General features: G+C 71.6%; 13 protein-coding genes. 7 read left to right on the top strand and 6 right to left on the bottom strand.

The genetic code is table 11. From position 1 onward, the window contains the following. Positions 1–72 precede the first annotated feature (72 nt). Positions 73–2,049, bottom strand: coding sequence for a serine/threonine-protein kinase (locus tag KSK32_RS16715; RefSeq protein ID WP_216932053.1), 1,977 nt, complete (start codon positions 2,047–2,049; stop codon positions 73–75). Between the two features lie 91 nt (positions 2,050–2,140). Here KSK32_RS16715 and KSK32_RS16710 point away from each other — a divergent pair, with 91 nt between their 5' ends. The 5 genes from KSK32_RS16710 to KSK32_RS16690 all read left to right on the top strand — a co-directional run bounded on the left by KSK32_RS16710 (position 2,141) and on the right by KSK32_RS16690 (position 6,717). Then, positions 2,141–2,353, top strand: a complete 213-nt coding sequence (locus KSK32_RS16710) for an acyl-CoA carboxylase subunit epsilon (protein ID WP_216932052.1) — start codon at positions 2,141–2,143, stop codon at positions 2,351–2,353. Positions 2,354–2,453: 100 nt separating this feature from the next. Further along, on the top strand, positions 2,454–2,906 hold the full coding sequence (locus tag KSK32_RS16705; protein WP_216932051.1) for a hypothetical protein: 453 nt from the start codon (positions 2,454–2,456) through the stop codon (positions 2,904–2,906). Between the two features lie 1,362 nt (positions 2,907–4,268). Further along, positions 4,269–5,387: a S8 family serine peptidase gene (locus KSK32_RS16700; protein WP_216932050.1), complete on the top strand. Its 1,119-nt coding sequence runs from the start codon at positions 4,269–4,271 to the stop codon at positions 5,385–5,387. 10 nt (positions 5,388–5,397) lie between these two features. After that, positions 5,398–6,054, top strand: a complete 657-nt coding sequence (locus KSK32_RS16695; protein ID WP_216932049.1) for a nucleoside triphosphate pyrophosphatase — start codon at positions 5,398–5,400, stop codon at positions 6,052–6,054. A gap of 9 nt (positions 6,055–6,063) precedes the next feature. Beyond that, positions 6,064–6,717 carry an O-methyltransferase gene (locus tag KSK32_RS16690; RefSeq protein ID WP_216932048.1) on the top strand — a complete coding sequence of 218 codons (654 nt, stop codon included), beginning with the start codon at positions 6,064–6,066 and terminating at the stop codon, positions 6,715–6,717. A 77-nt stretch (positions 6,718–6,794) separates the two neighbouring features. Here the strand turns inward: KSK32_RS16690 and KSK32_RS16685 are convergent, their stop codons facing one another. The 4 genes from KSK32_RS16685 to KSK32_RS16670 all read right to left on the bottom strand — a co-directional run bounded on the left by KSK32_RS16685 (position 6,795) and on the right by KSK32_RS16670 (position 10,776). Beyond that, complete coding sequence (locus tag KSK32_RS16685; RefSeq protein ID WP_216932047.1) at positions 6,795–8,207, bottom strand: sugar MFS transporter; 1,413 nt, start codon at positions 8,205–8,207, stop codon at positions 6,795–6,797. A gap of 118 nt (positions 8,208–8,325) precedes the next feature. Then, entirely contained in the window at positions 8,326–9,081 is a 756-nt protein-coding gene (locus tag KSK32_RS16680; RefSeq protein WP_013284036.1) for an ABC transporter permease, read from the bottom strand. Between the two features lie 17 nt (positions 9,082–9,098). Next, complete coding sequence (locus tag KSK32_RS16675) at positions 9,099–10,058, bottom strand: ATP-binding cassette domain-containing protein (protein WP_216932046.1); 960 nt, start codon at positions 10,056–10,058, stop codon at positions 9,099–9,101. A 127-nt stretch (positions 10,059–10,185) separates the two neighbouring features. Then, positions 10,186–10,776, bottom strand: coding sequence for a PadR family transcriptional regulator (locus KSK32_RS16670; protein WP_216936148.1), 591 nt, complete (start codon positions 10,774–10,776; stop codon positions 10,186–10,188). A gap of 128 nt (positions 10,777–10,904) precedes the next feature. Here KSK32_RS16670 and KSK32_RS16665 point away from each other — a divergent pair, with 128 nt between their 5' ends. Then, complete coding sequence (locus KSK32_RS16665; protein ID WP_216932045.1) at positions 10,905–12,656, top strand: biotin carboxylase N-terminal domain-containing protein; 1,752 nt, start codon at positions 10,905–10,907, stop codon at positions 12,654–12,656. A 125-nt stretch (positions 12,657–12,781) separates the two neighbouring features. After that, the gene (locus KSK32_RS16660; protein WP_216932044.1) at positions 12,782–14,221 is read left to right on the top strand and encodes a GuaB1 family IMP dehydrogenase-related protein; all 1,440 of its coding nucleotides are present in this window, start codon (positions 12,782–12,784) and stop codon (positions 14,219–14,221) included. A gap of 15 nt (positions 14,222–14,236) precedes the next feature. On the opposite strand, the gene KSK32_RS16655 is transcribed toward KSK32_RS16660, so the two are convergent. Next, positions 14,237–14,776: a TetR/AcrR family transcriptional regulator gene (locus KSK32_RS16655; protein WP_216932043.1), complete on the bottom strand. Its 540-nt coding sequence runs from the start codon at positions 14,774–14,776 to the stop codon at positions 14,237–14,239. Positions 14,777–14,791: the final 15 nt, after the last annotated feature.

The following is a 14,791-nucleotide window of genomic DNA, read 5'->3' as shown; positions in this document are numbered from 1 at the left end:
TCGTCGGAGTGATTCATACCCTCGAGGACGGAAAGCCATGCGAGCGAGTTTCGTGACCGGCGGGATTCCCGGTCAGTTCTTGCGGTCCGGCACGAAGCCCTTGGTGATGATCTCCCAGTTGGCCAGGTTGGCGTCCCAGTCCTTCGCGGGCACCTCCCAGCGCAGCGCGAAGCCCCGGTTGCTGGCGGTCGCCACACCACGGTTGCGCACGTGGAAGCGGGTGCCGTCGTCGCGCGTCTCCAGCCAGTCCCAGTCGGCGCAGGTGCGGAAGTAGGGGTCGCACTTGGTGATGTTGACGTACTCGTAGCCCCGGACGTAGTTGCGCCGGCTCGACTCCTGCGCCTTCCAGTCGGCGTACGCGTCCTTCTTCGGCGACGACGTCCACTGGATGAACAGCACCCGCCGAGCGCCGCCGACCTCGTAGAGCACGACGTTGTCGCTGCGGACCCGCGCCTCGAAACCGTTCGGGATCGGCACCTTGAAGCCGTTCGGGCCGGTGTAGAGGCGCCATCCCGCCGGCAGCGTGAACCCCGAGGCCGACGGGCTGGCCGACGGCGTGGGGCTGGCCGGCGCACTGGTCGCCGGGGCGCTCGGCGACGCGCTCTCGCTCGGCGCGGGCGGCGGCGGCGCCGCGGACGCCGAGGTGCCTGCCGTCGGCTCACCGCCGTCGCCGTCGTCACCGTTGTTCAGCAGCGGCACGGCCACCACCAGGCCGACGAGCAGCAGCACGACGAGCGCGCCGATCAGCAGGTTGCGCCGGTTCGGCGCGGACTTCTCGACCGGCAGCACCGTTGCCCGGCCGGTCGACGGCTCGGGATCGGCGGAAGCCGGAGCCGGGCTGACCGGCGCGGAGCCGGACACGGCCGGGCTCACCGGCGCGGCGGTGTCGGTGACCGGCTCGCCGTCCAGCCGCGTCTCGTCCAGCGCCGGGTCGACGCCGTCCTCGTCCACCCGTGTGTCGCCGACCGGCGGCGCGGGGTCGAGCCTCGCCGTCGGATCCGCGGGCGGCGGGGTCACCTTCGCGGTGGGCCCGGCGTCCGAGGTGGGCGCCGGCACCTGCGCCGCCGGGTCGGCGGCTGCCGCCGTACCCCCGGTTGCGGCGATCCCGGACGCCGCGCGCTCGGCCTGGTCGGCGGGGCGCGGCGCGGGCACCAGCGGCGGGCGCGGCACGCGCGGACCGTTCGGCCCGGGCCGGCGTACGCCGTCCAGCAGCGAGATGCTCTTGGCGCGACGGCCGGCGGCCTTGCGCAGCATGCGCTCCGCCACCTCGGCGGTGATCCGCTCGTCCGGGTCCTTGCGCAGCAGGCCCTGAAGCACCGGCTTGAGCGGCCCGGCGTTGCGCGGCGGCGGCATCGGCTCGGTGGCGAGCGCGGCGAGCGTGGCGATCGCCGACGGGCGCGCGTACGGCGACTTGCCCTCGACCGCCGCGTAGAGCGTCGCGCCGAGCGACCAGAGGTCCGCCTCCGGGCCGGCCGTGCCGTCGCGGGCGCGCTCCGGGGAGATGTACGCGGGCGAGCCCAGCACCATGCCGGTGCGCGTCACGTTCGGGTCGCCGGGGATGGTGGCCAGGCCGAAGTCGGTGAGCACCACGCGGCCGTCCTCGCCGAGCAGCACGTTGCCGGGCTTCACGTCGCGGTGCATGATGCCGGCCTTGTGCGCGGCCTTCAGCGCGTTGAGAACGCCGAGGCCGATCTCGACCGCCTTCGCCGCCGACACCGGGCCGTCCTCGGCGATGGTGTCCTGCAACGACTTCGACGCCACGTACTCCATGACGATCCACGGATCGCCGTCGGTGCGCAGCACGTCGAAGATGCGGACCACGTTGACGTTGTTGAGGCGGGCGATCGCCCGCGCCTCACGCAGCGAGCGTTCGCGCATCTCGCGGCGCTCCTCCGGGGTGAGGCCGGGGGGCGGGACCAGTTCCTTGATGGCCACGTCCCGGTGCAGCACCTCGTCCCGCGCCTTCCAGACGCGGCCCATGCCGCCCTGACCGAGCGGCGTGAGAAGCCGGTACCGGTCGGCGACGAGTTGGGGGAGAGCGTTCGACATCGCAGAAACCGTACCCGGCCGCTGCGACGCCCACACCGTCGGCACGCCACTGTACGGCGAAGGTCGAATTCACGACGCGTACCCTTGGGTCATGTCTGCCCAGGAGCCGCTGTTCCGGATCGTCCGTGGCGTGCCCACCGCCGAGGAGCTGGCCGCTCTGGTCGGCGCGATCGTGGTGCGCACCCGCCCGGCCCAGGCCGCCGCGCCGGCCCCCGTGTCGCAGTGGGCGCGCAGCGCGCGTCCCGCCATGGCCGGACCGATCGCCGGCCCCGGCGCATGGAGGGCCTCCGGCCTGGCCCGCTGACGTCTCCTTCCACTTGCGGCGGTGGGCGGGGCTGCCGGGATCCCGGTTGAGCCATTAACCTCACTCAGGGAAACCGTGTGGTGACGGGCAGGAGGCTCCGATGATCCCGGAGGACAACCAGCCAGCCGGCTGGCTGCGCGGCTACGGCGGCATCGAGGCCGACATCCGGCAGATGCGGGAGTTCGCCGACCGCCTCCAGGACGAGGTGACACGCAACTACGCGCCACACCTGTCCTACATCGCCGACGACATGAAGGCCCCGGTGCCCAACCCGGCCGACGCCTTCATCGAGCTGGTCCAGTTCCTCCAGGCCCACCACGACACCCAGACCGCGGCGGTGAGCGCGGTGTGGGATCTCGCACCCGCGACCGGCCGTCTCGCCGACGCCGCCGGACGGATCGCCGCCCGCTACGGCGACGCCGACGCGTTCTCCTCCGCCCGCGTGGCCGACGTGGAACGGGCGCTCGCCGGGCCGTCGAGCACCGTCGCCCGCCCGATGCCGCCACTGGCCGACCCCACCGCCGGTGAACAGAGCCGGGTGGTCCTGCCGTGATCGAACGGGGCAGCGGACGCACCTCCGGGCTGACCGACTGGCGGCTGATGGACGTCCTCAGCATGTGGGCGTGCGTGCAGGACCAGGACACCACCGGCCAGTGGAAGCAGGTCGCCGGCTGGCGCAAGGTCTGCGACCTCGCCCTGGCCCACCTGAGCCGCCTGCGCGAATACCGGCGCGGCCTGGCCGAGGCGTGGCCGCCGGAGACCAACACCGCCGCGCGGGCGTACATCGCCGAACTCGACCAGCTGATCGACCGCGTACAACGCACCCACGACGCCGCCGCCGCGAACTACGACGCGCTGGCAGCCGCCGCACGCGCCATCGGCAGCGCGCGGGCCGAGCTGCAACCACTGCATGAGGAGTACGCGAAGAAGCTGCGGCAGAAGCAGGCCTACGAGGCGACGATCGCCGACCCGAAGGCGGTAGCCGGCAGCCGGTTGCCGGAGCGGCCTCCGGTGACAGACGACGACTTGGAGCAGTTGAACGTACGGGCGCGCGGGTTGATGACGGGGTTGAGCGGCGAACTCCAGCACGCCCAGGTCATGCTCCAGCGCCCGCCGGCTGTTCCTCGACCTGGCATCGAGACGAATAACCCAGATGTCTATGGGGCCGGGGGCACCGCACCTGCTATTCCACCAATCGTTCCGGTTGTCGTCACAGGTCCAAGTCCAAAACCGAAGCCAGTGGCACTTGGCGGCGCTTCTAGCCAAGGGCCACAAACTCCCCCCGCCGTGGGCGTCGGACCGATCCTTGGCGGCGCCGGTTCCACCCTGACCCCTTCTCCACGTGCTGCCATACCAAACAATCCATTGACTCCCCCATCGTTGCCAAACTCGGTTCCCCTTCCGCCCACCACTCCTGGTGCTCTAGGCGCTAACCCGTCCTTGCGAGATACTCGGCCTCACCCCTCCACGGGCAGACCGGTTTCAGGCGAGGCACCAAAGAACGTCTTCCCTCGCACGCAGCCGAACGGATTGATCGGTCAACCATTTGGCCCGGGTCTCGTCCAGCCATCCTCTCCAAATGCCACGCCCCGCAGGGTGAATCCCGTGGGCGGCGTCATCGGAGGCGGCGGCGCGGGCACTGCCCCTACTGGCAATGCTGGATCGCGCCCCGGAATTGGGAAAAACTCAGCGATGGGCTCGATGGGCGGACCACCTCTTGGCGGTTTTCCTTCTACGAGCAGCCGATCCAGTCGCCAAAACGAGGCGGGTGGACCGTCTCGACCGTCTCGACCTTGGGATCCAGACCACCCGTGGGAGACCGATAAGGGGGTTAGTCCAGTCGTGCTACCTCCAACCGACGACGGTCCCATCGATCCAGGACCAGCAATCGGTCGAGATCGTTGACTGATTCAGCATGCGCATAGCCCTATCGATCTTGGCCGCCGTTAGCCTCATCTCGATTCAGGCAGGGCAGCCAGTCGCGCCAGAGGATGCTTCGCGAGTCCGACAAGATCAGTGGCATCTGGCCTTCCTCAAGGTAGACGAGGCTCACAACATCTCTCGTGGGGCCGGGGTCCAAGTGGCCGTCCCTGATACTGGCGTAGATCCTCATCCAGACCTCTCCCGAAATTTGTTTAAGGGAAAGAATGTGCTGACGGGCACAGGAGATGGTTTGCAGGACGCAAACAGCCACGGAACCGCCATGGCAGGGCTGATCGCCGCCCATGGCTCTGATGGGGAAATCGGCGCACTCGGCATAGCACCGGAAGCCAAAATCCTTCCAATCATATCGTCCAGATCAGACAACTATGGAGAGGCCGACAAACTCGCTGAGGCGATAGATTTTGCAGTCACGCAGCATGTCGGAGTTATAAGCATCTCAAGCGCAGGCGTCACGAGCGAGAAGCTGACCCGCTCAGTGAAGAATGCGCTGGCCGCCGACATAGTCCTTATCGCAGGCGTAGGCAACCTCCCTGAAGCCGCCACGATCGGTTATCCAGCCGCAGAGGAAGGCGTCATCGCCGTGAGCGGTACCGATCGGGCCGGGAACCATGCCCCAATTGCAGTCACAGGATCTAAGATCGATGTGGCTGCCCCTGCTGTCGATATCTACAGCACCAGCTACGACGGCAAGTACTCGAAGGGCACGGGGACGTCCAGCGCAACTGCGATCGTTGCCGGGGCTGCTGCTCTCATCCGCTCCAAGTACCCCGATCTTCCCGCCCAGGAAGTCGCCCACCGGCTGACCGCCACCGCCGTCGACAAGGGACCGCCCGGCCGCGACGACCAGTACGGCTACGGCGTGATCGACCTCGTCGCCGCGCTCACCGCCGACGTACCGCCGCTCGGCTTCGAGTCCTCCGACGTCACGCCACCGGCGTCGGCGGAGGCCGCCCCGGACAGGGACGGCGGCAGCAGCTCGACCGCACGTGGCCTTGCCACCCTGGGTGTGCTGGTGGCGGCGGGCGGCGGGTACCTGTTCTGGCGGCGGCGCCGACGTGCCGACGACCCGCCGCCGAGGGTCAGCCGGTAGCGTCGGCGGGGTGTCGACCTCCGTACCGGTGCGCCTCGTGCTCGCCTCGCAGTCCCCCGCCCGCCGCAAGTTGCTCCAGGCCGCCGGGATCGAGCCCGACGTGCTGGTCAGCGGTGTGGACGAGTCGCAGGTGGTGAGCGATCGGGCCGAGGACCTGTGCCTGGAACTGGCCCGGCTGAAGGCGCAGGCCGTACGCGATCGGCTGCGGCCCTCGCCGGACGAGCGCACGCTGGTGCTGGGCTGCGACTCGGTGCTCGCGTTCGACGGCGAGATCCTCGGCAAGCCCGATGACGCGGCGGACGCCACCCGGCGATGGCAGCGGATGCGCGGGCGCAGCGGCGTCCTGCACACCGGGCACTGCCTGATCGACGTGACCCACGAGGCGCGGGCCGAGGCGGTCGCCTCGACCACCGTGCACTTCGCCGACATCAGCGACGAGGAGATCGCCGCGTACGTGGCGACGGGCGAGCCGTTGGCGGTGGCCGGCGCGTTCACCATCGACGGGCTGGGCGGGGCGTTCCTGACCGGGATCGAGGGTGACCCTGGCACGGTGGTGGGGTTGTCCCTGCCGCTGCTGCGCCGACTGCTCGCCGAGGTGGAGCTGAGCATCGTCGACCTGTGGACGAAGGTCGCGCCCGGGGGCCAGGAGATCGAACATCTCGGCTAACGTCCGGACATGACCACGAAGCCGCTGCCGCTCACCCCGGAACTGCACGCCTACCTGGTGGCCCACGGGTCCACCCCGGACGAGGTCGTCCGTGACCTGGCCGAGGAGACTCTTGCGGCCCTGCCCGGCGAGGCGGTCATGCAGGTCGCACCCGAACAGGCCGCGTTCCTGACGTTCCTGACCCGGCTGCTCGGCGTACGGCAGGCGGTGGAGGTCGGCACGTTCACCGGCCTCTCCTCGCTGGCGATCGCCCGAGGGCTGGCCGAGGGTGGCCGGTTGACCTGCTTCGACATCTCCGAGGAGTACACGGGCGTGGCCCGGCGCTACTGGGAGCGCGCCGGTGTGCAGGACCGGATCGAGCTGCGCATCGGCCCGGCCGCCGAGACGCTGCGCGAACTACCCCGCGAGCGTTACCTGGACTTCGCGTTCATCGACGCGGACAAGGTCGGCTACCCGGTCTACTGGGACGAGCTGGTGCCGCGCATGCGTCCCGGTACGGTGATCGCGGTCGACAACACGCTGCGCGACGGCCGTGTGCTGGCTCCGCGCAACGCCGACGACCGGGCGATCGCCGCGTTCAACGACGCGGTCATGGCGGACGTCCGCGTCGAGGCGGTCATGCTGCCGATCGCCGACGGGGTCACGCTCGCCCGGGTGCTCTGAGCCGGCCGAACACAACCTCGCCGAGATGGCGGTATCCCTGATCGCCGGAAGCCGCCACCTCGCCGTAGTGGAGTCGATCAAGCCGCGCGGACCGGCGCAGGCAGGGCGCGGCCCAGCCGCACGGTCAGCAGCACCGCGACCGCGATGAACGCGGGCAGCAGCAGGAACGCCGGGTGCGGGCCGACGCCGTCGGCCACCCACCCCAGCGCCACCGGCGCGATCCCGAAACCCACACCCATCGAGTACGCCGACCAGCCCGCCGCCTTGTCCGCGGCCGGACCGGCGACGGCGAGCGCGATCGAGATCGCCAGTGGGTAGTGCAGCGCGTTGCCGAGCCCGAGCACGACCAGCCCGGCGACCGCGAGCCAGCCGACCGTACTGCCCCAGAACAGCGCGAACCCGGCCATCGAGACGGTGAGCGCGCCGAGCAGCAGCGGTACCGGCGCCCAGCGCAGCGCGGCCCGGCCACCGGCGATCCGCCCGGCGAACATGCCGCAGACGATCGCGGCGACCGCCGCCGACGCCCCGCCCGCGCTCAACCCGGCGTGGGTCCGCAGCACGTCGGCGGTCCACAACGACAGGCACACCTCGATCGAGCCGGTGACGGACATCAGAACCCAGGCGATCCAGTACGCACGCGGCAGCCGTCCCGCCGCACCGGAGCCGGAGGAAACGGGCACGCCGGAGGCGGGAACTGCCGAAGCCGGGACGGACTGAGCGGGGACGGCGGCTTCGGCGGCACCGGAGGCGGGAACGATCGAAGCGGGGACGGCAGAAACAGGCACGGCGGCCTCGGCCACCCCGGAAGCGGGAACGACCGAAGCGGGCACGGCGGCCTCGGCCACCCCGGAAGCGGGGACGGCGGGTACCCGGGTGGAGGCGGCGACGGGGATCGGCGCACCGGCAGCCGCGGCAGCGGGGGCGCGTTGCGGCACGCGTACCCGGAACGTCAGAGCGGCGAGCGCGACGAGCGTGATCAGGCCGACCTCGACGGCCATCAGCGGTCGCCAGCCGAGACCGGCGTCGACGGTGGCGCCGATGGTCAGCGGCGCCAGGATGCCCATGCCGGCGCAGGCCGCGTTGGCCTCGGTGAGCGCGGCGGGGGCGGCGGGTCCGTGCCGGGCGGTGAGCACCACGCTGACGCCGCTGACGACCATCATGCCGAAGGTGGCGACGAACGCGACGGCGGCGAGCGTGGCCGGCAGCGGGCGGAGCAGGCCGAGCGCTGAGACGCCGGCGGCGACGCCGGCGAGGCCGAGCCAGATGGCCGGGCCGCGGCCGAGGCGGCGGGCGACCGGGGCGAACAGCGCGCCGCCGGCGAGCGCGCCCACGGCGATGCCGGTGCTGTGCAGGCCGGCGACGGCGGCGCTGGTGCCCTGTTCGTCGCGGAGCAGGGGCACGACCGGGCCGAAACCGTAGAGGAAGAAGCCCCACAGACCGAGCTGGGCGTAGGTCAGCCAGGTGATCCGGTCACGGGTGAGGCGGGGCACCGGCCTTACGCTACGCGCGCGCCGCCGGTGCCCCGCCGTGAGTGAGAGGCAGCTCTCGTTGCGTGTGTTAAGCGGGGCCCCCTCCTCTACCGGAGGCGTTAAAAGGGGGCCCTTCCTTTCATCTCACGCTGCGGGCGAACTGGCGGGCGGCCCAGAACACGCCCGCGGCGGCGAGCACCGCGATGATGCCGAGGCCCTGCCAGACGCGGTCGTTGCCGAGGTCGCCGTTGAACAGCGCGCGGGTGCCCTCGACCGCCCAGGAGAACGGGTTCCACTTGGCCACGCCCTGGAGCCAGCCGGGGGCGAAGGTGAGCGGAAGCAGGATGCCGGAGAGCAGCAGCACCGGCTGCGCGACGGTGTTCATCAGCGGGGCGAGCGCGTCCTCGCTCTTGACCTTCAGCGCGATGCCGTAGGAGACGGCCGAGGTCATCAGCGCGATGAGGGCGAGCATCAGGTACGCCAGGAGCAGGTTGCCGATGAACACGCGCAGGTCGAACGCGAGCGCCAGCAGGGTGATGATGATCGCCTGCGCGATCAGCGAGACGACGTCGCGCAACGAGCGGCCGAGCAGCAGGGCGAGCCGGCTGACCGGGGTGACCCGGGAGCGTTCGATCACGCCGGCGCGCAGTTCGGCGATCAGGCCGAAACCCTGGAACAGGCCGCCGAAGATGGCCAGCAGCACGAGCAGGCCGGGCACGAAGATCTTGTACGCGGCGGCCTGCGTGGGCGCGTTCAGCGCCGGCTTGAGCAGCGGGGCGAACAGGAGCAGGTACATCACCGGCTGGAAGACGCCGACGAAGATCCATACCGGGTTGCGCAGCAGCAGTTGCGTCTGGCGCTGGAAGATCAGCCAGGTGTCGCGGGCGAGTTTCATGACAGCTTCTCCGGGGGTCAGGACTCGCGCAGCGAGCGGCCGGTCTTGGTGAGGAAGACGTCGTCGAGGCTGGGGCGGTGCAGCTCGATCGAGCGCAGGTCCAGCCCGGCGTGGTCGAGGCGGCGCAGCACCTGCGGGATGGCGGTGGCGCCCTCGTCGACGTAGAGGCGCAGGCCGCCCTCGTCGACGGTCTCCAGCTTGCTCACGTACGCCTCGGTGTCGAACAGCTCGGCGGCGCGCGGGGTGGTGGCGGCGTCCAGGCCGACGATCACCACCTCGCCGGAGATCTCCCGCTTCAGCTCGGCCGGTGTGCCCTCGGCGACGACCTCGCCGTGGTCCATGATCGCGATGCGGTCGCAGAGCGCGTCCGCCTCGTCCAGGTAGTGCGTGGTGATGAAGACGGTCATCCCCTCGGTACGCAGCCGGCGGATCTCGTCCCACATGTGCGCGCGGCTCTGCGGGTCGAGGCCGGTGGTCGGCTCGTCCAGGAAGACGATCTTCGGCTCGTGGATGATGCCGAGCGCGATCTCGACGCGCCGGCGCTGCCCGCCGGAGTAGGTCTTGGTCTTGCGGTCGGCGTACTCGGTGAGCTGGAAGGCTTCGAGCGCGCGCTCGGCCCGGCGGTGCGCCTCGGCCTTGCCGATGCCGTAGAGGCGGGCCTGGAGCACCAGCTCCTCGCGGGCGCTCGACTCGTCCCAGGTGCTGCCGCCCTGGGCCACGTAGCCGATCCGGCGGCGCACCTCGGCCGGGTCCTTGCGCAGGTCGGCGCCGGCCACCGTGGCCTCGCCGCCGTCCGGCTCGATGAGGGTGGCGAGCATCCGCAGCGTGGTGGTCTTGCCGGCGCCGTTGGGCCCGAGGAAACCGAAGATCTCCCCCGCTGCGACGTCGAGGTTGACGCCGCGGACCGCGTCCACGGTCTTCGTCTCGCGACCCGCGCGGGAGCGGTACGACTTCCGCAACCCCCTGGTCTCGATCATTTCTGCTCCTGGTCGTCCGGGCGGACCTGAGCGGCCGCCGATCGTCCGCGAGGACGCACGAATCCCCCGCGATTCCCGCTGAGGCTAACGCGATATAGCTCTTTTGGTCAACGTTGATTATGTCGTGTCATCGGGTTCCGTCGGTCCAGCCCGACCAGCCCTCGGCACGCTCCATCCCATCGGGCAGGTACGACACTCCCGCCTCGATCCGCTCCGCGATCCGCTCGCACCAGGCCGTCTCCGCCTCGGCGCGGGCCAGCCACAGCTCGAACATCCACCCGACGTGCACCGGCTTGCGGGTGCGCACCCAGTCCGAGTCGAGCGAGGCACGCATCGACTCGACCCCGGCCCGGAGCAGGTTCGCCCGGTTGCGCAGCGCCGCCGCGGCCTCCTCGCGCGGCATCGCCGGCAGGAAGCAGAACGCCGCGACGAACGGGTCCGGCGGCTCGTTGATCTCCCACCACTGCGCCCGCAGCAGCGTCTCGAACTCGTCCTCCCCCTTCGGCGTCACCTCGTACGTGGTGCGCGCCGGGCGGGCGCCCACCTGCTCGACCGAGACGGTCCGCAGCAGGCCCTCGTCGGCGAGCTTGCGCAGCGCGTGGTAGATCGAGCCGGGCTGCACGTTCGCCCACTTGTCCGCGCTCCAACTGAGCAGTTCGCGGCGCACGTCGTAGCCGTGCACCGGCTGCATCCACCTGACCAGGCCGAGAATCATCATCCGCGTCGCCGACACGGGGCAAGCGTAATAACCAAGTTTGACTACAGTGCCGCATCCCACACTGAGCGATCGTTAGGCTCCGCAGCCCGGCCGCTAAACTCCCGGCAACGACCGGGAGGAGCCACAAGGTGCGCAAGGTTCTCATCGCCAATCGCGGCGAGATCGCCGTCCGCGTCATCCGCGCCTGCCGCGACGCCGGGCTGGCCAGCGTCGCCGTCTACGCGGACTCCGACCGGGACGCCCTGCACGCCACGCTCGCCGACGAGGCGTACGCGCTCGGCGGCGACACCGCCGCCGACAGCTACCTGCGCATCGACAAGCTGATCGACGTAGCGGCCCGCGCCGGCGCGGACGCGGTACACCCCGGCTACGGCTTCCTCTCCGAGAACGCCGACTTCGCCCAGGCCGTCCTCGACGCCGGGCTGACCTGGATCGGCCCCACCCCGCAGGCGATCCGCGACCTGGGCGACAAGGTGACCGCCCGGCACATCGCGCAGCGCGCCGGCGCGCCGCTGGTGCCCGGCACCCCGGACCCGGTGGGCAACGCGGACGAGGTGATGGCGTTCGCCGTCGACCACGGCCTGCCGGTCGCCATCAAGGCCGCCTTCGGCGGTGGCGGGCGCGGCCTGAAGGTCGCCCGCACCATGGAGGAGATCCCGCACCTGTTCGAGTCGGCCACCCGCGAGGCGGTCGCCGCGTTCGGCCGGGGCGAGTGCTTCGTCGAGCGCTACCTGGACAAGCCGCGCCACGTCGAGGCGCAGGTGCTGGCCGACCAGCACGGCAACGTGATCGTGGTGGGCACCCGGGACTGCTCGTTGCAGCGCCGCCACCAGAAGCTGGTCGAGGAGGCGCCCGCGCCGTTCCTCACCGACGCCCAGCGGGCCCAGATCCACGACAGCGCCAAGGCCATCTGCCGCGAGGCCGGCTACCACGGCGCCGGCACCGTGGAATACCTGGTCGGCGTGGACGGCACGATCTCGTTCCTGGAGGTCAACACCCGGCTCCAGGTCGAGCACCCGGTGACCGAGGAGACCGCCGGCATCGACCTGGTGCGCGAGCAGTTCCGCATCGCCGACGGGGAGAAGCTCCGCTTCACCGAGGACCCGACGCCGCGCGGGCACGCCATCGAGTTCCGGATCAACGGCGAGGACCCGGGCCGCAACTTCCTGCCCGCCCCGGGCACCGTCACCGCCCTGCGCCTGCCCTCCGGGCCCGGGGTGCGGGTGGACACCGGCATCTCGGCCGGCGACGTGATCGGCGGCAACTTCGACTCGCTGCTGGCCAAGGTGATCATCGTCGGCGAGACGCGTACCGAGGCGTTGGAGCGGGCCCGCCGGGCGCTCGACGAGATGGTGGTCGACGGCATGGCCACAGCGCTGCCCTTCCACCGCCTGGTGATCCGCGACGAGGCGTTCACCGCCGAGCCGTTCACCGTGCACACCCGGTGGATCGAGACCGAGTGGGACAACACCGTCCCGGCCTTCACCGCCGCCGCCGGCCCCGCCGACGAACCGGCCGGGCGCGAGACGGTCGTGGTCGAGGTGGGCGGCAAGCGGCTGGAGGTCGTCCTCCCCGCCGGGCTCGGCGCGGGTACGGCGGCAGCCGCGCCCGCCGCGAAGAAGCCGGCCCGCCGGGGTGGCGGGGGCAAGGCGGGCGCCGCGGTCAGCGGTGACACGCTCACCTCGCCGATGCAGGGCACGATCGTGAAGATCGCCGTCGCCGACGGCGACGAGGTGGCCGAGGGCGACCTGGTCGTGGTGCTGGAGGCGATGAAAATGGAGCAGCCGCTGCACGCGCACAAGGCCGGCACGGTGAGCGGGCTCGCGGCCGAGGTCGGCGCGGTGATCACCGCCGGCGCGGCGATCTGCACCATCGCCTGAGGTGTAAGGAAGGGCCCCTTCTTAACGCGTGCGGTAGAGAAGGGGCCCCTTCTTAACAGCGCGGGGCGGGGTGGTCTGAGCCACCACCGGAGGCGGGAGCGCCGCCGGGCGGGAATGATGGCCGGGTGCGGTTCCTTCACGGCGCGGTCCCCGCGCACGACCTGACCTACAACGACGTCTTCATGGCGCCCAACCGTTCCGAGGTGGGCTCCCGGCTCGACGTCGACCTGGCCACCACCGACGGGACCGGCACGACGATCCCGCTGGTGGTGGCGAACATGACTGCCGTCGCGGGCCGGCGGATGGCCGAGACCGTGGCCCGGCGCGGCGCGGTGGCGGTGATCCCGCAGGACATCCCGATCGAGGTCGTCGCCGACGTGGTCGGCTGGGTCAAGCGGCGGCACCTGGTGCACGACACGGCGATCACGCTCGGCCCGACCGACACCGTCGGCGACGCCATCCACCTGCTGCCGAAGCGCTCGCACGGCGCGGTGGTCGTGGTCGACGCGGACGGCCGGCCGATGGGCGTGGTGACCGAGGCGGACACCGTCGGGGTGGACCGGTTCGCCCAGCTCCGGCACGTGATGTCGACCGAGCTGCATACCGTCGGGGCGGACGCGGACCCGCGTACCGGATTCGACCGGCTGTCGGCGGGCCGGCGACGGATCGCGCCGGTGGTCGACGGCGACGGCCGCCTGGTCGGGGTGCTGACCCGGCAGGGCGCGCTGCGCGCCACGCTCTACAAGCCGGCGGTGGACGACCGGGGCCGGCTGCGGATCGCCGCCGCCGTGGGCATCAACGGTGACGTCACCGGCAAGGCCGCCGCGCTGCTGGAGGCCGGGGTGGACACGCTCGTCGTGGACACCGCGCACGGGCACCAGGAGCGCATGCTCCAGGCGCTGCGGGCGGTCCGCCGGCTGGACCCGCCGGTGCCGGTGGCGGCCGGGAACGTGGTGACCGCGGACGGCGTACGCGACCTGGTCGACGCGGGCGCGGACATCGTGAAGGTGGGCGTCGGCCCGGGCGCGATGTGCACCACCCGGATGATGACCGGCGTGGGGCGTCCGCAGTTCTCCGCGGTGCTCGACTGCGCGGCGGCGGCCCGTTCGCTGGGGCGGCACGTCTGGGCCGACGGCGGCGTACGGCACCCGCGGGACGTGGCGCTGGCGCTCGCGGCGGGTGCCTCGAACGTGATGATCGGCTCCTGGTTCGCCGGCACCTACGAGTCCCCGGGCGACCTCTACACCGACGCCGACGGGCGGCGCTACAAGGAGAGCTTCGGCATGGCGTCGTCGCGTGCGGTGAGCGCCCGTACGGCCGAGGACAGCGCGTTCGACAGGGCCCGGAAGGCGATCTTCGAGGAGGGCATCTCCTCGGCCCGGATGTACCTGGCCCCGAACCGGCCGGGCGTCGAGGATCTGATCGACGAGATCATCTCGGGGGTACGCAGCGCGTTCACGTATGCGGGCGCGCGCAGCCTGGACGAGTTCCACGAGCGGGCGCTCGTCGGCGTGCAGAGCGCCGCCGGGTACACCGAGGGGATGCCGCTGCCGACGAGCTGGTGACGCCGGCCCGCCGGCTCAGCCGAACAACCGCCTGATCACGGTACGGGCGGCGGCCTCCGGGTCGTCGCCCACGCGGGGCGGCAGCGCGCCGGAGAGCCAGAGCGTGGCGAAGCCGTGCACGATCGACCAGGCCGCGAGCGCGTCGGCGTCCGGCTCCTGCCCGGTGTGCCGGGCCACGCCGCCGCGCAGCAGTTCGCCGGACCGGGCGCGCGCGGCGACCAGCTCGGGGTCGTCGGCCCGGTACAGCTCGGGCCGGAACATGACGTCGAAGTGTGCCCGGTGCCGCACCGCGAACCCGACGTAGGCCACGCCGGTGTCGAGCAGGTCGTCCCCGGCCTGCCGCAGGGCGTCGGCGAGCAGGTCGAAGCCCTGGGTGGCGAACGCGGTGAGCAGCCCGGCCTTGTCGCCGAAGTGGTGCGCGGGCGCGGCGTGCGAGACCCCGGCCCGCCGGGCCAGCTCACGCAGGCTCAGCGCGGCCGGCCCGGACTCGGCGATCGCGTCGGCCGCGGTGCTGAGCAGGACGCGACGGAGGTCGCCGTGGTGATACGAGGCCATGCCGCCACCCTAACT

This window comes from Micromonospora sp. WMMB482, assembly GCF_019038635.1.
GTDB lineage: Bacteria > Actinomycetota > Actinomycetes > Mycobacteriales > Micromonosporaceae > Micromonospora > Micromonospora marina.
The sequence above is the reverse complement of the archived record's forward strand: the minus strand, read 5'-3'. Positions and strand labels throughout refer to the sequence as shown.

Excerpts from the sequence above, each read along its gene's own strand:
- KSK32_RS16715 (WP_216932053.1), bottom strand. The coding sequence starts at position 2,049 with ATGTCGAACGCTCTCCCCCAACTCGTCGCCGACCGGTACCGGCTTCTC.
- KSK32_RS16710 (WP_216932052.1), top strand. The coding sequence starts at position 2,141 with ATGTCTGCCCAGGAGCCGCTGTTCCGGATCGTCCGTGGCGTGCCCACC.
- KSK32_RS16705 (WP_216932051.1), top strand. The coding sequence starts at position 2,454 with ATGATCCCGGAGGACAACCAGCCAGCCGGCTGGCTGCGCGGCTACGGC.
- KSK32_RS16700 (WP_216932050.1), top strand. The coding sequence starts at position 4,269 with ATGCGCATAGCCCTATCGATCTTGGCCGCCGTTAGCCTCATCTCGATT.
- KSK32_RS16690 (WP_216932048.1), top strand. The coding sequence starts at position 6,064 with ATGACCACGAAGCCGCTGCCGCTCACCCCGGAACTGCACGCCTACCTG.
- KSK32_RS16680 (WP_013284036.1), bottom strand. The coding sequence starts at position 9,081 with ATGAAACTCGCCCGCGACACCTGGCTGATCTTCCAGCGCCAGACGCAA.
- KSK32_RS16675 (WP_216932046.1), bottom strand. The coding sequence starts at position 10,058 with ATGATCGAGACCAGGGGGTTGCGGAAGTCGTACCGCTCCCGCGCGGGT.
- KSK32_RS16670 (WP_216936148.1), bottom strand. The coding sequence starts at position 10,776 with ATGATGATTCTCGGCCTGGTCAGGTGGATGCAGCCGGTGCACGGCTAC.
- KSK32_RS16655 (WP_216932043.1), bottom strand. The coding sequence starts at position 14,776 with ATGGCCTCGTATCACCACGGCGACCTCCGTCGCGTCCTGCTCAGCACC.